The organism is Pseudomonas sp. MF08817 (assembly GCF_059862705.1).
Window position 1 is genome coordinate 25212 of the sequence record NZ_JCBCUY010000022.1, and the last position, 20892, is coordinate 46103.

The window sequence follows — 20892 nt, forward strand, 5'->3', positions numbered from 1 at the left end:
ATGCCGGATAAACCGATAGTCGCGGTTTTTCATGGAATTCCCAGGAGGGTGAACGATGTACGCCAAACCAATAAGCCTGATTACCGGTGCGATGGCCGTGGTGTTGACGCTGGGCGGATGCTCGGACAGCGCACCACCGGCCGCCGCCGCCAAGCCACCCGGTGTGCCGGTGGCCGAGGTGGTTGCGCGGGCGGTGACACCTTTTGTCGAGTACACCGGTTCGCTGACCGCCATCGATCAAGTGGAACTGCGTCCGCGTGTCAGTGGTTATCTGCAAAGTGTCAGCGTGCCTGAAGGGCAATCCGTGGCCAAGGGCAGCCTGTTATTTATGATCGACCCACGGGAGTTCCAGGCGGCGCTGAACGCTGCCAAGGGGCGTTTGCGTGAGGCGCAGGCCAACGCATTGCTGGCCCAGGCCGAGCATGGTCGGGCCGAGCAACTGTTCGCTAAAAAAGTGGTGGCGCGTGATCGTCTTGACACCGCCATCGCCTCGTTGAATGCCGGCAGGGCCCAGGTCGACGCTGCCAGGGCCGCGCTGGATGCCGCACAACTGGACTTGAGCTACACCCGCGTCGCCGCGCCCATCAGCGGGCGTGTCGACCGTGCCCTTGTCACCGAGGGCAACTACGTCACCCGTGGGGTGACGCCGCTGACGACGATCGTTTCCATCGACCCGTTGCATGTGTATTTCGATGTCGACGAGCGCACCTATCTGCGCTCGCTTGCCGCGACTCGGGAGGTTGCCGCGTCCAAAGGGGAAAAGGCCGCCAAGGTCATGGTGGCGATGCTTAACGATGCAAGCTATGCGCGCGCCGGGCGGGTGGACTTCCTGGCGAATGCGGCCGACCGCAAGACCGGCACAGTGCGTGCGCGTGCCGTGGTCGACAACCCGGATGGGCGCCTGACGCCGGGGCTGTTCGCCAAGGTCAAGCTGGACACCGGCGCGCCGCAACCCCGGGTGTTGGTGGCTGACCACTCGATTGGCACTGACCAGGGCCGCCGCTATGTGCTGGTGGTCGGCGCAGACGACAAGACCGAATACCGCCCCGTCGAACTGGGGCCGATGGCCGACGGCTTGCGCGTGATTGAGCAGGGCCTGCAACCGGGCGAGCGCATTGTGGTCAAGGGGCTGGTGCGCCCCGGCATGCAGGTGACGCCACTGGCCGCCAGCATTGATGGGGCGCCGTTGGATGCGCCGCTGGTGTTGGGGGGCGTGCAATGAGCTTCCCACGCTTTTTCATTGACCGGCCGATCTTCGCCATCGTGCTGTCAGTGTTGATGATGATCGCTGGCATCGTGGCTTTCTTTCATTTGCCGCTCAGCGAATACCCCGCCGTGACGCCACCCACGGTGCAAGTGACGGCTTCTTATCCGGGCGCCAACCCCCAGGTGATCGCCGAGACGGTGGCGGCGCCACTTGAGCAGGTGATAACCGGGGTCGAGGGCATGCTGTATATGACGTCACAATCGGCGACCGATGGCCGCATGATCCTGACCGCGACGTTTGCCCAGGGCACCAACGCGGACATGGCGCAGATCCAGGTGCAAAACCGCGTCTCGCGGGCCCTGCCGCGCTTGCCCGAAGAGGTGCAGCGCCTGGGTGTGGTTACGCAGAAGACCTCCCCGGATATCCTCATGGTGGTCCACCTGCTGTCGCCCGACCAACGTTATGACCCGCTCTACATCTCCAACTATGCCTACCTCCAGGTACGCGACGAGTTGTCGCGGATTCCAGGGATCAACGACGTGTTGGTGTGGGGCGCGGGCGAGTACAGCATGCGTCTGTGGCTCGACCCGGACCTGATCGCCGCCCGTGGTTTGACCGCAGGCGATGTAATTACCGCGGTGCGGGAGCAGAACGTGCAAGTGGCGGCTGGCTCGGTCGGCCAGGCGCCAGACTCCAGCGCGGCGTTCCAGGTCACGGTCAATACCCTCGGGCGCCTGACGGACGAGGAGCAGTTTGGCGACATCATCATCCGCACCGGTGATAACGGCCAGGTCACGCGTCTGCGCGATGTGGCCCGTGTCGAAATGGGCGCCGATGCCTACGCGCTGCGCAGCCTGTTGGACGGCGAGCCGGCCGTTGCCTTGCAGATCATTCAGAGCCCGGGCGCCAACGCGCTGGATGTGGCGCAGGCGGTGCGCGATACCATGCAGCGCCTGGAGGCCAATTTCCCCGAGGGCATGGTGTCGCGGATTGCCTATGACCCGACAGTGTTTGTGCGTGCATCGCTGGAGTCAGTGGCCATCACTCTGATGGAAGCGATCCTGCTGGTGGTCCTCGTGGTGGTGGTGTTCCTGCGTAACTGGCGTGCGTCGCTGATCCCGTTGATGGCCGTGCCGGTGTCGATCATCGGCACCTTTGCGGTCATGCATCTGATGGGCTTCTCCCTCAATACCCTGTCGTTGTTCGGCCTGGTCCTGTCCATCGGGATTGTGGTCGACGATGCAATCGTGGTGGTCGAGAACGTCGAGCGACATATCGAGAACGGCGAGGAGCCGACGCAGGCTGCGCGGCGAGCGATGGGCGAGGTCACCGGGCCGATCATTGCGATCACCTCGGTGCTCGCTGCCGTGTTCATCCCGACCGCCTTCCTCAGTGGCCTGCAAGGTGAGTTCTATCGGCAGTTCGCGCTGACCATTGCGATTTCCACGATCCTGTCGGCGGTCAACTCCTTGACCCTCAGCCCGGCACTCGCCGGCCTGTTGCTGCGCCCGCGCGACGCTGCTGTGGTGCATGACCCGCGTAGCCTGCGCGGGCGCGCCGCGCACCTGGTACAAATGCTGAGCCGGCCGTTCCAGCGGGCACCGCAGGCGTATGGCAACACGGTGCGCAAGGTAGCGGGCCGTCGCGGGGCGGCGCTGTTGGTCTATGGCGGCTTGTTGGCGCTGACCTGGTTCGGCTTCAGCGCTGTACCGGCGGGCTTCGTGCCGATGCAAGACAAGTACTACCTGGTAGGCATCGCCCAGTTGCCCAATGCGGCCTCCCTGGATCGTACCGATGCGGTGGTGCGGCAGATGTCGAAAATCGCCCTGGATGAGCCTGGAGTCGAAAGTGTGGTGGCGTTCCCTGGGCTGTCGGTCAACGGCTTCGTTAACGTACCCAATGCTGCCGTAATGTTCGTCATGCTCGATCCGTTCAAGGAGCGTACTTCTCCCGACATGGCTGCGGTGGCCATCGCCGGGCGCCTGCAAGCCAAGTTCGCGAGCATTCCCGACGGTTTCCTCGGCGTATTCCCACCGCCACCAGTGCCCGGCCTTGGAGTGACCGGAGGCTTCAAACTGCAGGTTGAGGACCGTGGCGGGGTCGGGCTCCAGGCTCTGGTGCAGCACACCCAGGTGCTGATGACAAAAGCCACCGAGTCGGGCCAGGTCGCCGGGTTGATGACCAGTCTGGACGTCAACGCGCCCCAACTGAATGTCGATATCGACCGCACCCAGGTCAAGAGCCAGGGGGTGCGACTGGCGGATGTGTTCGAATCTTTGCAGGTCTACCTCGGTTCGCTGTATGTCAACGACTTCAACCGTTTCGGCCGCACCTACAAGGTGACTGCCCAGGCCGATGCGGACCACCGCATGCAGGCCGAAGCCATCGGCCGCCTGCAGGTGCGTAACGCGGCCGGGGACATGCTGCCGTTGTCGGCGTTTGTCACCGTCACACCGAGTTCCGGACCCGATCGGGTGATTCATTACAACGGCTATCCTTCGGCCGACATCTCCGGCGGAGCGATGCCCGGGGTCAGTTCCGGGCAAGCCGTTGCACTCATGGAGCGCCTGGCACAGGAGGTACTGCCCGAGGGCGTGACCTATGAATGGACGGACTTGACCTACCAGCAAAAGCTCGCAGGGTCATCGGCGCTGTTCATTTTCCCGCTGTGTGTGTTGCTGGCCTATCTGATCCTAGCCGCGCAATACAACAGTTGGTTGCTGCCCCTGGCGGTCTTGCTGATTGTGCCCATGTGTCTGCTCAGCGCGATCATCGGCGTTTGGTTGGTGGACGGCGATAACAACGTGTTTGTACAGATCGGGCTGGTGGTACTGGTCGGCCTGGCAGCGAAAAACGCCATCCTGATTGTCGAGTTCGCTCGCAGCCTTGAGGCCGAAGGCGCCAACCCGCTGGAAGCGGTTATCCAGGCGTGCCAGTTGCGCTTGCGGCCGATCCTGATGACCTCGCTGGCGTTCATTGCCGGTGTGGTGCCGCTGGTGTTTGCCAGCGGCGCCGGGGCCGAGATGCGCCATGCCATGGGGGTTGCGGTGTTTGCCGGGATGTTGGGGGTGACCCTGTTCGGCCTGTTCCTGACGCCGGTGTTCTACGTGGTGATGCGCAACCTTGCGCTGCGCTTACAGCGCAAGGGTTCGAGTTCGAAGCTGCAGCTGGAGGAGCGCGTGTCATGAAACTGGCCTATCAAGCGTTTCTGTTGTCGTCGCTCCTGCTGGCTGGCTGCGCCGCAGTCGGGCCCGATTATTCCGCGCCGGTGTTGCCCGCCGCGCAACGGCCGACGAGCTTCGGCGCGCCCATTACCGGCCCTGGTACGGGCGATGTCGAGGTGCAGTGGTGGCGTGTGTTCGATGAGCCGGCCCTCAGCCAATTGATCCAGCAGGCGCTGGCGGCCAACCACGATATCGGCATCGCCGCCGCGCGGCTCGACGAAGCCAAGGCGATGTTGCGCGAGAGCCGCCAGGGATTCTTGCCCAGCGGCGGTGCTGCCCTCGGTTATGAACACCGACGGCGCAGCGAAGTCGAGACCCCGTTCGGCCAGCAGCGCTCACAGGAAACCACTCGCGCGGCCGTAGATGCCGCCTGGGAGATCGACTTGTTTGGCCGTGTCCGGCGCTCGGTGGAGGCGGCGCAGGCCCAGGCGGGATCGCGCCAGGCATTGCTGCGCAGCGTGCAGGCGAGCGTCGCCGCCACCGTCGCCGCGACCTGGTTCGAGCTGCAAGGGGTCGAAGCCGAGCAGGCGGTGGTGGCAGACATCAGTCAAAGCCAGCGCGACAGCCTGGGCCTGGTGGAGCACTTGGTCAGCGTAGGCGCCGCCACTGAATTCGATCGGCTGCGGGCCGAGGCCTTGCTGCGCAATGTCGAGGCGGTAGCACCTGGCCTGGAGCGGCGTCGGGCAACCACCACCAACGCGTTGGCCGTACTACTGGGGCAGGCGCCACAAGGGTTCAAGCCACCACTGGCCCGGCCCGGCCGTGAGACCTTGAACCTGCGCACCCTGCAGGTGGGCGACCCGGCCGGCTTGCTGGCCCGGCGTGCCGATATCGCAGCAGCCGAACGTGTGCTGGCGGCCGAGACCGCGCAGATCGGCGTGGAAACAGCCGGTTTGTATCCGGATATCCAGGTGCAGGGTTCCATCGGTCTGCTGGCCGGAAGCCTCGGCGCCTTGGGCGACTCGGGCATGCAGTCGAACTTTATCGCACCGGTTATTCGCTGGTCGCTGTTGGACACTGGGCGCGTACGTGCGCGGATCGCCGCCAGCGAGGCGCGTACCCAGGCGGCATTGATTAGCTACGACCAGACCGTATTGCGCGCCCTGCAAGAAACCGATGACGCGTTCCAGGCCAACAGTGCAGCAGGCAGCACCCTGGGCTTGCGACTGCTGGAGGCGGCGGCCAATCGTGAGGCGGCGAGGTTGGCCCGCACGCGTTTCACGGAAGGTGAGGGGGTGTATCTGGACGTCCTGGAGGCCGAACGTGCGGACTTCAGCAGCCGCCGCGCACTGACCGTGGCGCGCACCGAGCAGCGCTTGGCGGTGGTCGGCATCTACAAGGCACTGGGCGGTGGCTGGCAGATCTGCGAGCAGGCGGGGCAGGTGTGCAGCGGTGCTGCGGCACTGCGCTAGACACCGTTGTTGTACCCAAGCGCCGCGCCTGTGGTGTTCGGCGAAGGACGGCTAGGCGGCAGATTTCCTGGCGCCAGCCACCATTTATTGAATAAGGAGTAACCCATATGGATACCAAGCAAGTTCTGACCGTTGGCCTGGCAGTGGTAGGCGCGGCGACAATGCCGACGATGGCAACCCAGGAAAGCATCAAAGGCACGTTCGCGCTGCCCGGCGAGAGCGAAAAGACGGTGGGCGCGCTGATCGTCAAAGAAACCGGCCCACTGACACGTGAGTTGTCGATCGCCTTCACCGATAAGGCCACCGGTCAACCGATCGTGCAGTTTGACGAAGAACTCACCCAGCGCCTTCATGTGTTGGCGACCGACAGCCATTTCACCAGTTTTATCCATGAGCATGCGGCCAAGCTGGGCGCTGACGGTCGCTTCAAGGTCGCGATGAAATTTCCCCAGCCCGGGACCTATTACGTCTATGCCGATGCCGTGCCGAGCGGGCTCGGCCAGCAGGTAGTGCGCTTTGAGGTGCCGGTGCAGGGCGGCACCGATCCGGCGGCCCAGGCGCCGGCCAAACCGGAGCAAGGCAGTGATGGCCCCTACACGGTCAAGTTGGACACTTCGGCCCTGCGTGCCGGCAGCGAAAGTATGATGTCGCTGACCGTGCTCAAGGACGGCAAGCCTGCCCAGGACCTGGACACCTACCTGGGGGTGGCGGCCCATGCGGTTTTCGTCAGTACCGATGAGCTGGACTATGTGCATGCGCATGCCATGGCGGCGCCGATGCCGGGGCAGGTCGCCCACGGTGGTCATGGTGACCCAGGCGCGGTGTCGGCGCAGTTGATGCTGCATGCCAAGCCCGCGCATGCGGGGCCTTATGCCTTGTGGATTCAATTCAAGGGTGGCGACAAAATTCGTACCGTGCCTTTCCTCGTGACAGTCCCCGCAGCGTCCTGAAGCCTCCCACCGGCATCCTCGCGCCTGATGGACGAACACTGAGCTAAAGGCGCAGTTATAGGTGGAAGTCGCCCGCAGCCTCCGGCTGGTAAAGCACTTTCCTGATCTCAATCCGGCGGGTCCGATCAGAAATTCGCCAGTCGATGGCGTCCCCCTCCTGATAGCCCAGGATGGCGGCGCCGATGTCGGAGCACACGGAATACTTGCCGGCGTTGCTGTCCGCGTCTTCAGGGTAAACCAAGGCCACTTCGATCTCTTCGTCGTCCAGTTGCAGCAAGGCCCTGGAGTTCATCGTGACGACATTGCACGCCACCTGCTGCGGCTTGACGACAATGGCTCGCTCAAGCTCATGTTCGAGTTCAACAACGGCGGAGCCTTGCTCGAGCACGATCAGACTCTCGAGCTTGGCCTTGTCGATTTCAGTGATGTAGATCCTGGTGGAGTCGCCCACGGCACCTTCGCGCAAGAACTGGAGATAGCGCCCCGCCGTCATGGAAAATGACTTCAATGTCGGCGTTTCGCTCTCAAGCAGAAAGCCGCTGCGCAGAAAGGCTTTCAGCGAGCGCGCGTTGTCCGGGTGGATCTTGGCGATGAGCTTCTCGGCCCGCATGTCGAGGAAGGCCAGCTTCATGCCTTCGCGGATCGTCCGGGCCCCAAGGTTTCGGCCCCATTTGTCGCTGTCTCCGATGACCAGAACTATCTCGCAATTTGCGCCGGTCTTGATGAGACGGACAAAGCCCACCGGGGCATCATGCCGATCATAGGCCATGAAGAATCGGCCGCCCCGGTTGAATAGATGGGTCAGGATCGGCGATTGAGTCCTATCGACGACTTGCTCGATAGAGCGGGAGACATGACGCGAATCGCTCAGATAGCAGGTCACGCGCTCATCCTCCAACCAATCCATCAGCGTCAGCGCGTGCGCCCGAGTAATTTCAGGGCACAGCGAAATGAAAGGCTTGTTCATCTTCACCACACTTATTTGTAAAGGATGAAAGCCCTTCATGGCTTTGGCCATGACGGTTCTTTCGGCAACCGGCTATGTTAAGACATAACGCGAGTAATGCCGAACAGACAGGATAATTCGGGAAAACCACCGTTTTGCCGAACCCGACGAGCGACCAGCAGATGCTAGTCATCTCGCTACTCGCGACGCTTCCAAACCTGCATGGTATTGAGCAACTCGGATGGTTGTGTCATCGCCCGTAGCTACGATGCGAAGACCTTCATCAAGAGGGGCGAGCCGAATTTACAGATCAAACACACACTCAAGCAGCACAGCATCGTTCCGTTCTCGTCGAACGATGCGCTTTACGGCGACATGAGCGAGCGGGTTATGTCCCTGATCGAGGCGATGTCGCCTGCTGTTGAGGTGTACATTGATGAGGCCATCGCGGATCTGCCTGGCATCGATGGTTTGGACGGCCACGGCCGGCCGATTCGCCTACAGGTACTGCGCTTACCGGCTGCCCATACCAAGACCCTGGCCAAGCTCGCTAACCAATGCCAATCCAGACGCCTGCATTTATGTACTTGCTGGCCTTGGCGACGCTATCAATGTGGGTGAAATACCCCGGAATACTTCCCGGTGTCCCTGCTTTGCTCCAATGGTGCACCAGGCTACGGCTAGAGATGCCCAAGGCGTTTTTCAGCTTGGGGTAGTTGATGGGGGCATTGAGTGTCTGGAAACGGTAGGAAGTGACGCGGGAGTTTATAAGGTCTGGAGAACAAGGTTTCGGGGCGGGGAGCATCGATGGGGACAGGCTGTGATAATTGCCTGTCCTGTTGAAGACTCTCAGGTTTGTTGCTCCGGCGCTCGGAAGCCCTTGACCACGATGTAAAGCAACGGTCCGACACTGACGAACACAGCCGTCAGCAGGATGTACGGCAGCACTGACCTCAGTTTTTTCCCCTTGCTCTGTGCATCGCCCACCATCCATACGCAGGCCAGGGTGGCCATCAGATACAGGTCGATGACCACTTGCGCCGTGTCGAGGCTCGACATTAGTTGCAGGCCGAATTGCCATAGGGATTGCTTGGCGTGCAGCAGGGTAAACAGGGTGTAGGCGCTGAAGCCCAGCAGTGCGATCAGAGCGGGGTAGGGTTTTGTCATGGCGTCTTCCTTCGAGTGGTTTCGCCGTCCAGCCTAGGCTGCATGAGCCGCTGCTTCTATGACCGGTCAGGTCATAGACACCCTGCTATGTAACTGCCAAAGTCGCGCGATGAAAAAAATCATGAATGTGTCGTCTGCCCGGGTTGTGGCGGTGGGTATGCAGTTGCGCGAGTTGCGCCGACGGGCAGGGTTGAGTCAGTCGGCGTTGGCCCTGCAATCAGGCATTTCCCAGCGCTATTTGAGCTGCATAGAAACCGGCCGCGCCCGTCCCGCGCCGGCGACGCTGCATGCGCTGTTCACAGCCCTGGATACGCCGCTGGCGGAGCGTAATGCAGGGTTTCTGGCGGCTGGCCATGCGCCGCGTTATGCGGCGTTGCCCCTGAGTGACCCGTCGATGGCGCTGGTGCGCAGTGCCATTGGTCATGTGCTCAAGGCTAACAACCCGGCGCCGGCGATTGTCATCGACAGTGGCTGGCAGGTGCTGGCCGCCAATACGGCGACCGCGGCGCTGTTTGCTTTGATGGGGTTGCCGGTGGATTCGGCCGGGGGCGGCTTTAACCTGCTGCACACGCTGCTGGCGCCCGGGGGGCTGGGGGATTACCTGGTCAACCCCGAGGAAATCCGCGCGGTAGCTTGGCAGCGCGCCTCCCGCGAGGCGTTGCAAGACGCCGGGTTGGCCAGCCTGTTGGCGACGTTGCCGACGCCCGGTGACATGGCTGCGATGGCCGATGGCGCGATCAGCCCGTTGCTGCTCACGCGCTTGCGTTCACTCCAAGGCGAGCTGCGTTTCCTCTCGACCTTCACCACGTTCGGCATGCCCCAGGACATCACGGTCGCCTCCTTACGTATCGAACACCTGATTCCCGCCGACGAGGCCACTTGGCAAACCATGACAGCGGCCTGTGCTGCGTGAGGCGTGTAGCAAGCGGGCTGGTCGGTTTTGTACATCCGTTGGGCTGTGCCGAGTTCGTCATCCCAAGGGGCTAAAGCGATCAAGCCGCGCCTCCTGGCATGGGGCAGGCTGGACGGTCTGTCCAAGGAGTTGATTTATGATCCGATTGACCCTGATCGAGGCCCGCGAGCTGGCCGAATCGATCCTGTTACATAACGGTTTCAGTGCCGCCCAGGCCCAGGCAGTGACGGACACGGTGGTCGCCGGGGAGCGTGATGGTTGCGCCTCCCATGGCTTGTACCGCGTGCTGGGCTGCGTCAATTCCCTACGCGCGGGTAAGGTGGCGGCCAACGCCGAGCCGCAAGTCGTCGACCAGGCACCGTCGATCGTGCGGGTCGATGCGGCGGGTGGGTTTTCCCAATTGGCGTTCAAGGCTGGGTTGCCGCTGCTCAAGGAGAAAACCCGGGCCACTGGCATTGCGGCTCTGGCGATCAACCGCTGTGTGCACTTTTCCGCATTGTGGGTGGAGATCGAGCAGTTGACCGATGCGGGCCTCGTGGCCCTGGCCTTCACCCCCAGCCACGCCTGGGTGGCACCGGCGGGCGGCAGCCAACCGGTATTTGGCACCAACCCCATCGCTTTCGGTTGGCCGCGCGCCGGCAAGAACCCCTTTGTCTTTGATTTCGCCACCAGCGCCATTGCCCGGGGCGACATTGAGCTGCACCGTCGCGCCGGCAAAGCCATCCCCGAAGGCTGGGGCGTAGACGCCCAGGGCCAGCCGAGCACCGACCCTAACGTAGTGCTCGACCACGGCGCGATGCTGACCTTCGGCGGGCACAAGGGCTCGGCCCTGGCGGCGATGGTGGAGTTGATCGCCGGGCCCTTGATCGGTGACCTGACCAGCGCCGAGTCCCTGGCTTATGACGCGGGCAGCAAATCCTCGCCTTATCATGGCGAGCTGTTGATTGCCCTGGACCCCAAGCGCTTTTTGGGGGACGCCGCCGAGCAGCACCTGGCCCGGGCCGAGGGGGTGTTCGAGAGCATTCAGGGGCAGGGCGCGCGCTTGCCGTCGCAACGGCGCTATGAGGCGCGGCTGCGCAGCGAGGTAGAGGGAGTGCAGATCCCGCAGGCGTTGTACAACGACCTCAAGGCCTTGCTGGCCTGAGCCAGGGCTGCCTCTGTGGGAGCGAGCAGCGCTTGCTCCCACAGAGGCCGCAGGGACGGCTACAACGCGTGTCGCCCACTGACCCCGTCAACCAACCGCTCAATCCCCAACGGATTGGCGTTTTGCAGGGCTTGGGGCAGCAGGCTGTCCGGGCAGTTCTGGTAGCACACCGGGCGCAGGAAGCGGTCGATGGCCAGGGTGCCGACCGATGTGCCGCGGGCGTCGGAGGTGGCGGGGTACGGGCCGCCGTGGACCATGGCGTCGCACACTTGCACGCCGGTCGGGTAACCGTTGAACAGCACCCGGCCGACCTTTTGCTCCAGCAACACCAGCAGGCCGGCGTAGGTTTCCAGGTCGTGGGGTTCGCCGATCAGGGTGGCGGTGAGTTGGCCGTGCAGGCTGGCGAGGGCGGCGTGCAGTTCGGCGCTGTCCGCCACTTCCACCACTATCGTGGTCGGGCCGAAGACTTCTTCCTGCAACAGCGGATCGCCCTCAAGCAGCAGGCTGAAGTCGGCCTGGAACAATTGCGGTTGCGCCTGATTGCTGCTGTGTTCCTGGCCCGCCAGGTGACGGATGCCGGGGTGTTCGAGTAACGCCCGCACGCCTTTTTCATAGCTGGCGCGGGTGCCGGCGTTGAGCATGGTTTGCCCCGGTTGGGCGGCCATCAGGCGGCTGAGTTGGGCAGTGAATGCGCTGAACTGGGGCGAGCGCAGGCCGATCACCAGCCCCGGGTTGGTGCAGAACTGGCCGCAGCCCTGGACCACCGACGCCACCAGTTCGCGGGCGATCTGTTCGCCGCGCACCTGTAGCGCCTCGGGCAGCACCAGCACCGGGTTGATGCTGCTCATCTCGGCGAACACCGGGATCGGTTGCGGCCGGGCGGCGGCCATGTCGCACAGGGCACGGCCGCCCTTGAGCGAGCCGGTAAAACCCACGGCCTGGATGGCCGGGTGCTTGACCAGGGTTTCGCCCACGCCGGCTCCGTAAATCATGTTGAACACACCCTTGGGCATGCCGGTTTGCTCGGCGGCGCGCAGGATCGCATCGGCCACGCGCTCGGCAGTGGCCATGTGGCCGCTGTGGGCCTTGAACACCACCGGGCAACCGGCCGCCAGCGCGGCAGCGGTATCACCACCCGCGGTGGAGAACGCCAAGGGGAAGTTGCTGGCGCCGAACACGGCCACCGGGCCCACGCCGATGCGGTACTGGCGCAGGTCGGCGCGGGGCAGGGGTTGGCGCTCGGGCAGGGCGCAGTCGATGCGCGCGCCGTAGAAATCACCGCGGCGCAGCACCTGGGCGAAGAGGCGCATCTGCCCACTGGTGCGGCCGCGCTCGCCTTGGATACGGGCGCTGGGCAGCGCGGTTTCCCGGGTGACCAGGGCGACGAAGTCGTCATCCAGGGCATCGAGTTGTGCGGCGATGGCGTCGAGGAACTGCGCCCGGCGGCTGGCGGGCAGGTTGCGAAACGCGGGGTAGGCTGCGGCCGCAGCCTGGGCGGCGGCGTCCACTTCGGCGGCGGTGGCTTGCACGAAGCTGTAGGGCAGGGCCTGGCCGGTGCTGGCGTCGTGGCTGTGCAGGGTGACGGTACCCGCGGCGCTGCGGGCGCCGCCGATGTAGTTGTGGCCGAGGATCTGGGGCATGAACACTTCCTCTGGAGAAGATGGAGGTTGCGCCGCCTCTTGTAAGAGAGGGCTTGCCCGCGATGACAGAACATCCGCCAACAATGATGTTGAAGGTGATGCCCTCATCGCGGGTAAGCCCGCTGCCACAGAGAGGGGCAGTGGTTTGCCGTTTTTCTTAGGCGAGGGAGTTCCCCGCGCGGGCAGTTTGCGCGGCTTTTTCATACCTCGCCTCGGCGCCCGCCCGGGAATCACTCAGAGACCGACGTCCGGCAGGTGCGGGCGGTTGGCCAGGGCCTTGGCCATGATCTGCTCGACGTATTCACGGTCTTCTTTGGGCAGGGCCAGGCGTGGCGGGCGGGTCAGCGCGCTGCCGCGCCCGGCGATGGCTTCGCACAGCTTGATGCACTGCACCAGGTCGGCGCGGGCATCGAGGTGCAGGATCGGCATCAGCCATTCGTAGATCGGCATGGCTTCGGCGAAACGCCCGGCCTTGGCCAGGCGGAAGATGGTTTCGCCTTCTTTGGGGAACACGTTGGACATGCCCGAAACCCAGCCCTCGGCGCCCACTGCCATGCTTTCCAGGACCACGTCGTCGAGGCCGGCGAACAGCACGAAGCGGTCGCCCACTTCATTGCGGATGTCGATGAAGCGGCGGGTGTCGCCGGACGAATCCTTGAAGCACACCACGTTGTCGCAGTCGGACAGGGAAATCAGGATGTCCGGGGTCACGTCGTTTTTGTAGATCGGTGGGTTGTTGTAGACCATCAGCGGTACGTCGGCGTTTTTTGCCACGTAGCGGTAGTGCTCGGCGGTCTCGAATGGCTTGGAACCGTAGACCAGCGCCGGCATCAGCATCACCCCATCGACCCCGGCCTTGCGCACCGCGTTGGCGGTTTTCGCCGCCGCCACGCTGGTGAACTCGGCCACGCCGCAGATCACCGGCACCCGGCCGCGGGAGGCATCGACCGCGACTTCGGTCACAGCGATTTTTTCTTCGGCGGTCAGGGAGGTGTTCTCGCCCACCGAACCGCACACCACCAGGCCCGACACGCCATCGCGGATCACGTTGGAGATCACTTGGTGGGTTTTCTCCAGGTTGATGGAGAAGTCGTCATTGAATTGAGTGGTCACCGCGGGGAACACGCCACTCCAGGTTACGCGCTTGCTCATACTTGCCTCCGGTTGTTTATTTTGTATTTCGTATACGATATTTGATGCGTTGAACTTAGGCCAAGACTTTTTTCGGGTTATTTTTTGCGTCGCTTATTTGTTCATAAAAAACAGTGGTTTAACGCTCAGGCGCCGGGCCAGGTGTCCGACAGTCGGTAGCCCTGGGGCCAGGGGTCGTCAGGGTCGAGCAGCAATTGGTGAGTGCCGGTGATCCACGCCCGCCCGGCAATACACGGGTAGATCGCCGCGCGCCCGGCCACTTCGGTGACCGAATCGATGCGGCAATGGAACTCGGAATCGAGGATCGAACGGCCGATAAAACGCTCACCCACCCGCATCTGGCCCTTGGCGTGCATCACCGCCATGCGCGCCGAACACCCGGTGCCGGTGGGGGAGCGGTCGATCTTGCCGGGTTGGATCACCACCGCGTTGCGGCCGGTGGCGATGCCGTTTTCGTGGACGATGGGCGCGGCGAGTTGGCAGAAGGAAATATGCGACCACTCGGGGTTGAGCGGGTGCACGAAGCCCAATTGCTCGTTGGCGGCGCGGGTGATTTTCAGCCCCGTGGCCACCAGGTCTGCCGCTTCGTCCGGGGCAATGGTGAAGCCCAGGCTTTGGGCGTTGGCAATCACGAAACTGTCGCCGCCGTAGGCCGTGTCCACCTGGAGTGAGCCCAGGCCCTCGACCTCGATCCAGGCGTCGAGGCGGTCAGCGAAGGACGGCACGTTTTTGATCTCCACCCGCTGCACCTTGCCGTCTCGGCACTCGGCCACGGCTTCGATCAGCCCGCCGGGGGCTTCGAGCACCAGGCGCGTCTGCGGCTCGGTCATGGGCAGGATGCCGCTGTCCAGCAGCACGGTGGCCACGCACAGTGAATTGGAACCAGACATGGGCGGGGTGTCGGCCGGTTCCATGATGATCCACGCCATCTGCGCCCGTGGGTCTTTGGCCGGCACCAGCAGGTTGACGTGGCGGAACACCCCGCCGCGCGGTTCGTTGAGCATGAAGTTGCGCAGGGTCTGGTCCTGGGCGATCCAGCGCGACTGCTCCCACACTGTCGCCCCCGGCGGCGGCGCGATGCCGCCGACAATCACATCGCCGACTTCCCCTTCGGCGTGACAGCTGACCACGTGTACCACTCTGGATGAGCGCATTGGCTGCTTGCTCCTTGGTTGTTGGTGGGGGGGCTATTGCTGGCAGGCCCGCTCCCACAAGGATCCAAAAATCTGTGGGAGCGGGCTTGCCCGCGAGGGCGCCCGCGGCTATTTCACCGACTTGAGAAACGCCGCCGTCTCCGGCTGCGTCGGGTTGCCGATGACCTGGTCCGGCGAGCCGATTTCGTGCACCAGGCCATTGCGAAAGAACGCCACGCGGTCGGACACGTCGCGGGCGAAGCGGATTTCGTGGGTCACCAGCACCATGGTCATGCCGTCCTCGGCGAGCATGCGCATGGTGTCCAGCACCTCGCCCACCAGTTGCGGGTCGAGGGCCGAGGTGGCCTCATCGAACAGCATGTAGTCCGGCGACATGGCCAAGGCACGGGCAATCGCCATGCGTTGCTGTTGGCCGCCGGACAGCTTGCCGGGAAAGGTCTTGAGCTTGTCGCCCAGGCCCACGTGGGTCAGTTGCTTGACCGCCAGTTCCTCGGCCTCTTGCTTGGTTTTGCCCAGCACCTTGCGCGGCGCCAGCATCACGTTCTCCATCACCGTCAGGTGGGGGAAGGCGTTCCACTGCTGGAACACGATGCCGATCTTCTGGCGCAAGCGGTTGAGGTCCGTGGCCTTGCTGTGCACCTCGATGCCGTCGACGCGGATGCTGCCTTTTTGGATCGGCTCCAGGCCGTTGATGCACATCAGCAGGGTGGATTTGCCGGAGCCGGAGCCGCCGATGATCGACACCACTTCACCTTTGTTCACGGTCAGGCTGACACCCTTGACCACTTCCAGGTCGCCGAAGGATTTGTAGACGTTGTCGATCTCAATCATTTTCTTGCCACCTTCTTTCCAGACGAGCGCCCAGGCGAGCGACCACCAGGCTCATGACGTAGTAGATAAGGCCCGCGATGCACAGCACCAGCAGGGGTTCCTGAATGCGGGTGACGATGGTTTGCGAGGCGCGCAGCAGTTCGACGATGCCGATCCACATCACCAGCGCGGTGTCTTTCATCACGCTGAGTACCAGGTTCAGCCACCCGGGGAAGGCCACGCGCGAAGCCATCGGCAGCACGATCCAGCGCAGGTCCTGCATATAGCTCAAGCCCAGGGAACGGCTGGCCCGGCGCACGGTGGGCGGTACCGAGAGCACGCCGCTGCGCACGATTTCGGTGAAGTACGCGGCGGCGTACACCCCCAGCACAATGCAGCCGACGCTGAAGGCGCTGATGTTCAGGCCCACGATGCTCTTGAACGAGTTGAACAGCACGAACTGGATCAGCAACGGCACGCTACGGAACACGTCCAGCACCCACGCCAGCGGCAGGCTGGCCCGGGGCAGCAGGGCGCGCAGCAGGCCAAACAGCAACCCGGCAAACGAGCCGAGCAGGATCGCCCAGAACGTCAGTTGCAGGGTCACCCAGGCGCCATCCAGCAAAAACAGCAGGTCATTCCAGGAAAAACTGGTGGAAAACATAGGCGCGTCCTCAGTAACGGAACAGCCGCCAGGCCATCAGCCGGGCTACCGCTACGATCAACTTGGCAATCAGGTAATACAGCACCGCGGCGAGGGCGAAGTATTCAAAGGTGCGGAACGTCTTGACGTTGTAGTCCTGGGTCACGCCGGTGAGGTCGTTGTTCAGGCCCACGATCACCCCCAGCGACGTCATCAGCACCGCCCAGACCATTTGGTTGGTCAGCGGGTAGAAGACGATGCGCAGCAATTGCGGCACGACGATCATCCGGTAGGTCTGGAACGCGCTCATGCCCAACGACCGTGCGGCGCGGATCTGCGTGCCGGGTACGGCCTTGAGGCCGCCACGGAAGTTTTCCGCCAGGTAGCCGGCGTTGTTGAAGGTGATACCGGCCAGCAGGGCCACCCAGGAACTGACGTGCAGGCCCAACGAACCCAGGCCGAAATACAGCACGTAGATCTGGAACAACGATGGCGTGTTGCGGGCAATCGACACCCAGCCGTTGCCGATGCCGCGCAACAGTGGGTGGCGGGCTTCGCGCATGACCGTCAGGGCCAGGGCGATGAGCACGCCGAAGATCATCGACAGCGCGGCGGTCTCGAAGGTGACCCAGGCACCGGCCAGCATGTCCGGCAGGGCACGCAGGGCCGAGCGCCATTGGAAGGTGTAGTCAAACATGCGCGGGGCTCTCCAAAGGGGCGGCAGGTTGCAGCCAGGCAGGCAGGTGACCGCTGGCCCGGGCCGTGCAGGCCGCGTCGACGCACTCGCCCAGGCTGGCGAAATGCACCGTGCGCCCGGCCAGGCCAGGGGCGTAGTGGGCGTACTTGCCCGAGTTGGTCATCAACGTGCGCGCGGCGGGTGGAATCACCGGCTCGCCGAGCATGCACCAGCACGTGTCGGTGACCAGGGTCACGCCAAAGCCTTCGAGCACGGCGATGTGCCCGGCGGCGCGGGCCTGCTCCAGCACGGCGCGCCCGCAGGTGATCGCCAGCACCACATCCGGGTGGCAGCGGCGGCCGCTACACAGGCGCGCCAGGGCCGCGAACTCGCTCAGGGAAAAGTGCGGGTTGCCCAACGACACCACATCCACCTGGCTGTCGCGGGCGCTGTTGAGTTCGCGCCAACTGAGCAGCAGGTCCTTGAGGGCAATGCGTTCCACCGCCAGGGGTTGGTCGGCGTCCAGCACGGCGGCCGGGTCGAGGGCTTCGGGGGTGACCCCGGCGATATGGAACAACGGCGCCGCCGAGGTGGTGGCGAACGCCGCGCCGAAGGCCTTGAGGTCATCCAGCGACGGCTGGGCGGCGGCCAGGCCCAGCACCAGGGGAATGCGCGAGCCGGCAAGGGCGCCGACGTGGTAGCCCAGTAGCGGGTAAAAGGCATCGTCCAGGGTGCCCAACTGGGGTAACTCGATGAGCAACTGGGCTTTGCGCCGGGCCTCCAGATGGCAGCCGATCAGCGGCGCGCGGCCGGTGAGGGCGATGCAGATGTCGAGGTAGTCCGGGTACTTGAGGGTGCGCGCGCCGAGCACGCTGTTGGCGTACACCACCGCATTGGATTCGGCCCAGACGATCTGTTCGCCGGCCTTGGGCGCGCTGTCGAGTAAATACGGCGCGCAGGTGAAACTCAGGCTCGCGCCCATCGCCATGTAGGCATCGCCCAACGCACTGGCCGGTACGCCCAGGGCCGGGTCGATGCCCAGTTCCCGCCAGCGGCGCTGGTCTACGGAGATGGAATTGAGGGTGGTCGGCACCCGCACCTTCGCGCCCCATTGCACCAGTTGCTCGGCAAACCGCAGGCTCGCCGGGCCGGTGTAGATGCAGCCGTCGATATGGGCCTGGGTGATGTCCACCAGGGCGGTGGCGCCTTGCAGCGCGGCCATGCGCAAGACGATCTGCATCGCCACTTGCGCGGCTTTGCCGTGCTCGCCCGCCAGCAGGCTGCGGTCCAGGCTGGTAAGGGCCAGGGCGGTGTCGCCCGGGGTGGTGTCAGTGAGTGGCGCTGAACCCTGCCAAGGTTCGGCCGGGAGCTGCTCGTACAGCGTCAGCGCCGTGCCATCGACCCGCGCAAAGGCGTGGCCGCGCAAGGCGGCGAACGCCTCCCGGCCGATGCATAGCACCGGCAGGGAACGCTGGAAAATGGTCTGCGCCACGAGCACACCCAGGGTCAGGATCTCATCGGGCTCGGCCAGCACCAGGGCTGCCGGTGCGTGGCCGTTGCTGATGAGTTCCATCATCACACTGCTGCCGGTGCAGGAGCCGCGGCCGCTGGGGATGGCCAGCACGCGGCCAGCCAGGTGCGCGCCGCTGAGCGGGTGGTGACGGTCAATCACCTCGCCGCTCGCCGAATTGACACCGCCCCAGAAACTCAAGCCTACATCGGCAAACAGCAGGGCGCCTTGGGCGGCGCCCGCGACCAGGCTACGCCCGGTCAGGGAAGTGGGTTTGCCAGGCATGGCCGACACCTCAGTAGTAAACCTTCGGCACGGTCAGGTCGGCGGGGGCGATCTCGGTGCCGACCCATTTGACGAACAACTCGTTGTAGCGCCCGGTGCGCACTTGCTGGTTGACGAACAGGTTGAGGTAGTTGAGCAGGCCGTACTCGTTGCGCTTGGCGCCCAGGGACACGTAATCGACCACATACGGCGCGTTGCCGGCCACTTTCAGGCCCTTGTACTTGCCCGACTTGATGGTGGCGGCGGCCACGGTGTTGGTGACCACGGTGGCGTCGATATGGCCTTGGGCCACGGCCAGCAGGGTGTCGTTCTGCGACTGATAGGCGCGGAAACTGCCGGTGCCCCATGACTTCACGTCTTTTTCCAGGGCGATGGCTTCATAGGTGCCGCTGGTGTTGCCCAAGGGTTTGCCCTTGATGTCGGCGAAGCTGTTGATGCCCGTGTTGTCGCGGGTCAGCACCACCATCTGGAAGGCGAAGTAAGGCACGGTCAGGCCCACGGTCTTGGCCCGCTCCAGGGTGTCGGAGGTGGAGGCGACGATCACATCGGCGCGGCCGGACACCAACGCCGGGATGCGGTCAGGGAACGGCGTCTCGACGATCTCGGCGTCCACTCCCAGCACCTTGGCCAGGTCGTTGCAGTAGTCCACGTCGAAACCGGCGGGTTTGTTGGCCTCGTCACGAAAACCCATGGGCGGGAAGTCCAGGGTCACGGCACAGCGCAGCTTGCCGGAACCGATGATGTCATCGAGTTTGTCGGCGTGGGCGGTGGCCATAAAGGAAGAACTGAGAACAGCGCTGAGGGCTACGGCAAATGCGGGGTTTTTCATAGAGGCCTCGTGGTGGGGAAGGTGCTGTTGGCTATCGTATTGGGAATTTCGTATACGATATTTATTTAGCAATCCGCGTGCCTGTTTCTGATATTTGCCGGTAATTTTTAACTGGGCCTTATGGCGTATGTCCTACAAGGCTGCGCTACAAAGCGCGGAATGGAGGCGGGTGGGGCGTAGGGTAAAACCGGGTGTTACATAAGGGAGCATCGCCCCACTGTGGCGCGCTTTAAAGGAACACCTGGGGCATGGGCCTGTGCGTGATCTTCTGTGCAAGTGGGCTGGCCTGGGCGGCGGTATTTCTGGCACGGCTATGTCGGCCGCGTCGCGAGCCGGCTCGCTCCCACAGGGTTGTGTGTGGGGCTTTGGGGGCCACTTTCGTGGGCGCGAGCCTTGCTCGCGATGGCGGCCTTCTGGGCAGTGACGATCTGTCGGCGGTATGGGCCCCATTGCGGGCAAGCCCCGCAGTGTCAGCGATGGCTCTCGCGGTACTGGCTCGGCGATAGCCCAGTGAGGGCGCGGAACTGGCGGCTGAAGGCGCTGTGGTCGGTGTAGCCGCAGCGCAGGGCGATGTCGGTGATGGGCAGCTCGTGTTCCAGCAGCAGGCGCGAAGCTTCTTCCAGGCGCGCCTTGTGGATCATCTGCCGGGGCGTGAGCTGGAAGATCCGCTTGCAGTGGCGCTCCAGTTGCGCCACCGAGAGCCCGGCCAGGGCAGTCAGTTCGGCCAGGCTCACGGGGCGGGCGAAATGCTGGCGGATGTGGGCGTCCACCGCCGCCAGTTTGGGGAACGCCGGGTGGCTGGACTGGGGCAATTGCAGGTCGCGGGAGATCCCGGCCAGGCCGACGATGCGCCCCTGTTCGTCGCGCAGGGCCAGTTTGTGGGTCAGGCACCACACCGGTTGGTTGCCGAAGTACAAGTGCAGCTCCAGTTGATCGGCCAGTTCCCGGCCGCTGGCCAGCACGCGGCGGTCCTGCTCGGTGTAGAGCGGGCCGAAGCGTTCGGGGAAGACGCTTTCGGCGGTGCGCCCCAGCAGTTCATGGCGGTGTTTGAAGCCGCAGCGCCGGGCCAGGGTTTGGTTGACGAAGGCATAGCGCGCCTGGTCGTCCTTGATGAAGAACACCACGTCCGTGAGGGTGTCGAGCAGCGGCGCGATGGGTTGCAAGCTGCGCAGCAGGCTGGGCAGGTCGCACGGCGTGAGGCTGTTGAGCGAGACGTACATGGCGTGGCAG

General features: G+C 64.0%; 17 protein-coding genes and 1 pseudogene. 7 read left to right on the forward strand and 11 right to left on the reverse strand.

Annotated elements, in window-relative coordinates; translation table 11 throughout:
• The first annotated feature begins 55 nt into the window (after positions 1-55).
• The 4 genes from AC19YR_RS14985 to AC19YR_RS15000 all read left to right on the forward strand — a co-directional run bounded on the left by AC19YR_RS14985 (position 56) and on the right by AC19YR_RS15000 (position 6793).
• Positions 56-1222: an efflux RND transporter periplasmic adaptor subunit gene (locus AC19YR_RS14985; RefSeq protein WP_500599051.1), complete on the forward strand. Its 1167-nt coding sequence runs from the start codon at positions 56-58 to the stop codon at positions 1220-1222.
• Positions 1219-4395 (forward strand): efflux RND transporter permease subunit, encoded by a 3177-nt coding sequence (locus AC19YR_RS14990; RefSeq protein ID WP_095110070.1) that lies wholly within the window; start codon positions 1219-1221, stop codon positions 4393-4395. The genes AC19YR_RS14985 and AC19YR_RS14990 overlap by 4 nt, the downstream gene beginning before the upstream one ends.
• Positions 4392-5843: an efflux transporter outer membrane subunit gene (locus AC19YR_RS14995; RefSeq protein ID WP_500599052.1), complete on the forward strand. Its 1452-nt coding sequence runs from the start codon at positions 4392-4394 to the stop codon at positions 5841-5843. The genes AC19YR_RS14990 and AC19YR_RS14995 overlap by 4 nt, the downstream gene beginning before the upstream one ends.
• Before the next feature lie 107 nt (positions 5844-5950).
• The gene (locus tag AC19YR_RS15000; RefSeq protein ID WP_500599053.1) at positions 5951-6793 is read left to right on the forward strand and encodes a DUF8832 domain-containing protein; all 843 of its coding nucleotides are present in this window, start codon (positions 5951-5953) and stop codon (positions 6791-6793) included.
• 55 nt (positions 6794-6848) lie between these two features.
• On the opposite strand, the gene AC19YR_RS15005 is transcribed toward AC19YR_RS15000, so the two are convergent.
• Positions 6849-7811, reverse strand: a complete 963-nt coding sequence (locus AC19YR_RS15005) for a bifunctional GNAT family N-acetyltransferase/nucleoside diphosphate kinase regulator (RefSeq protein ID WP_095110064.1) — start codon at positions 7809-7811, stop codon at positions 6849-6851.
• Positions 7812-7961: 150 nt separating this feature from the next.
• On the opposite strand from AC19YR_RS15005, the pseudogene AC19YR_RS15010 reads away from it, so the two are divergent.
• Positions 7962-8309, forward strand: a pseudogene (locus tag AC19YR_RS15010) (Y-family DNA polymerase); the annotation flags it as partial.
• Positions 8310-8588: 279 nt separating this feature from the next.
• Here AC19YR_RS15010 and AC19YR_RS15015 read toward each other — a convergent pair.
• The gene (locus AC19YR_RS15015; RefSeq protein WP_095110062.1) at positions 8589-8906 is read right to left on the reverse strand and encodes a DUF2834 domain-containing protein; all 318 of its coding nucleotides are present in this window, start codon (positions 8904-8906) and stop codon (positions 8589-8591) included.
• Between the two features lie 121 nt (positions 8907-9027).
• On the opposite strand from AC19YR_RS15015, the gene AC19YR_RS15020 reads away from it, so the two are divergent.
• Both AC19YR_RS15020 and AC19YR_RS15025 read left to right on the forward strand, forming a co-directional pair.
• Positions 9028-9819 carry a helix-turn-helix domain-containing protein gene (locus AC19YR_RS15020; RefSeq protein WP_256576624.1) on the forward strand — a complete coding sequence of 264 codons (792 nt, stop codon included), beginning with the start codon at positions 9028-9030 and terminating at the stop codon, positions 9817-9819.
• A 136-nt stretch (positions 9820-9955) separates the two neighbouring features.
• Positions 9956-10963 (forward strand): Ldh family oxidoreductase, encoded by a 1008-nt coding sequence (locus tag AC19YR_RS15025; protein WP_095110058.1) that lies wholly within the window; start codon positions 9956-9958, stop codon positions 10961-10963.
• Between the two features lie 59 nt (positions 10964-11022).
• Here AC19YR_RS15025 and AC19YR_RS15030 read toward each other — a convergent pair whose 3' ends face one another.
• From AC19YR_RS15030 to AC19YR_RS15070, 9 genes are all read right to left on the reverse strand, one after another.
• Positions 11023-12603: an aldehyde dehydrogenase (NADP(+)) gene (locus tag AC19YR_RS15030; RefSeq protein ID WP_500599054.1), complete on the reverse strand. Its 1581-nt coding sequence runs from the start codon at positions 12601-12603 to the stop codon at positions 11023-11025.
• Between the two features lie 234 nt (positions 12604-12837).
• Complete coding sequence (locus AC19YR_RS15035) at positions 12838-13755, reverse strand: dihydrodipicolinate synthase family protein (protein WP_095110055.1); 918 nt, start codon at positions 13753-13755, stop codon at positions 12838-12840.
• Positions 13756-13880: 125 nt separating this feature from the next.
• On the reverse strand, positions 13881-14909 hold the full coding sequence (locus AC19YR_RS15040; protein ID WP_500599055.1) for a trans-3-hydroxy-L-proline dehydratase: 1029 nt from the start codon (positions 14907-14909) through the stop codon (positions 13881-13883).
• Between the two features lie 108 nt (positions 14910-15017).
• Complete coding sequence (locus AC19YR_RS15045; RefSeq protein WP_095110051.1) at positions 15018-15740, reverse strand: amino acid ABC transporter ATP-binding protein; 723 nt, start codon at positions 15738-15740, stop codon at positions 15018-15020.
• The gene (locus AC19YR_RS15050) at positions 15733-16383 is read right to left on the reverse strand and encodes an amino acid ABC transporter permease (protein WP_095110049.1); all 651 of its coding nucleotides are present in this window, start codon (positions 16381-16383) and stop codon (positions 15733-15735) included. The genes AC19YR_RS15045 and AC19YR_RS15050 overlap by 8 nt, the downstream gene beginning before the upstream one ends.
• 10 nt (positions 16384-16393) lie before the next feature.
• Entirely contained in the window at positions 16394-17059 is a 666-nt protein-coding gene (locus tag AC19YR_RS15055; RefSeq protein WP_095110048.1) for an amino acid ABC transporter permease, read from the reverse strand.
• Positions 17052-18833, reverse strand: coding sequence for a cis-3-hydroxy-L-proline dehydratase (gene lhpI, locus AC19YR_RS15060; RefSeq protein WP_500599056.1), 1782 nt, complete (start codon positions 18831-18833; stop codon positions 17052-17054). The genes AC19YR_RS15055 and lhpI overlap by 8 nt, the downstream gene beginning before the upstream one ends.
• 10 nt (positions 18834-18843) lie before the next feature.
• Complete coding sequence (locus AC19YR_RS15065) at positions 18844-19662, reverse strand: ABC transporter substrate-binding protein (protein WP_095110045.1); 819 nt, start codon at positions 19660-19662, stop codon at positions 18844-18846.
• A gap of 470 nt (positions 19663-20132) precedes the next feature.
• Positions 20133-20882, reverse strand: a complete 750-nt coding sequence (locus tag AC19YR_RS15070) for an AraC family transcriptional regulator (RefSeq protein WP_095110043.1) — start codon at positions 20880-20882, stop codon at positions 20133-20135.
• Between the last annotated feature and the right edge of the window lie 10 nt (positions 20883-20892).

Coding starts and splice junctions, on each gene's coding strand:
- AC19YR_RS15000 (WP_500599053.1), top strand. CDS start 5,951: ATGGATACCAAGCAAGTTCTGACCGTTGGCCTGGCAGTGGTAGGCGCG.
- AC19YR_RS15045 (WP_095110051.1), bottom strand. CDS start 15,740: ATGATTGAGATCGACAACGTCTACAAATCCTTCGGCGACCTGGAAGTG.
- AC19YR_RS15030 (WP_500599054.1), bottom strand. CDS start 12,603: ATGCCCCAGATCCTCGGCCACAACTACATCGGCGGCGCCCGCAGCGCC.
- AC19YR_RS15070 (WP_095110043.1), bottom strand. CDS start 20,882: ATGTACGTCTCGCTCAACAGCCTCACGCCGTGCGACCTGCCCAGCCTG.
- AC19YR_RS15025 (WP_095110058.1), top strand. CDS start 9,956: ATGATCCGATTGACCCTGATCGAGGCCCGCGAGCTGGCCGAATCGATC.
- AC19YR_RS15040 (WP_500599055.1), bottom strand. CDS start 14,909: ATGCGCTCATCCAGAGTGGTACACGTGGTCAGCTGTCACGCCGAAGGG.
- AC19YR_RS14985 (WP_500599051.1), top strand. CDS start 56: ATGTACGCCAAACCAATAAGCCTGATTACCGGTGCGATGGCCGTGGTG.
- AC19YR_RS15005 (WP_095110064.1), bottom strand. CDS start 7,811: ATGGCCAAAGCCATGAAGGGCTTTCATCCTTTACAAATAAGTGTGGTG.
- lhpI (WP_500599056.1), bottom strand. CDS start 18,833: ATGCCTGGCAAACCCACTTCCCTGACCGGGCGTAGCCTGGTCGCGGGC.
- AC19YR_RS15020 (WP_256576624.1), top strand. CDS start 9,028: ATGAATGTGTCGTCTGCCCGGGTTGTGGCGGTGGGTATGCAGTTGCGC.
- AC19YR_RS14995 (WP_500599052.1), top strand. CDS start 4,392: ATGAAACTGGCCTATCAAGCGTTTCTGTTGTCGTCGCTCCTGCTGGCT.
- AC19YR_RS15035 (WP_095110055.1), bottom strand. CDS start 13,755: ATGAGCAAGCGCGTAACCTGGAGTGGCGTGTTCCCCGCGGTGACCACT.
- AC19YR_RS15015 (WP_095110062.1), bottom strand. CDS start 8,906: ATGACAAAACCCTACCCCGCTCTGATCGCACTGCTGGGCTTCAGCGCC.
- AC19YR_RS15055 (WP_095110048.1), bottom strand. CDS start 17,059: ATGTTTGACTACACCTTCCAATGGCGCTCGGCCCTGCGTGCCCTGCCG.
- AC19YR_RS15065 (WP_095110045.1), bottom strand. CDS start 19,662: ATGAAAAACCCCGCATTTGCCGTAGCCCTCAGCGCTGTTCTCAGTTCT.
- AC19YR_RS14990 (WP_095110070.1), top strand. CDS start 1,219: ATGAGCTTCCCACGCTTTTTCATTGACCGGCCGATCTTCGCCATCGTG.
- AC19YR_RS15050 (WP_095110049.1), bottom strand. CDS start 16,383: ATGTTTTCCACCAGTTTTTCCTGGAATGACCTGCTGTTTTTGCTGGAT.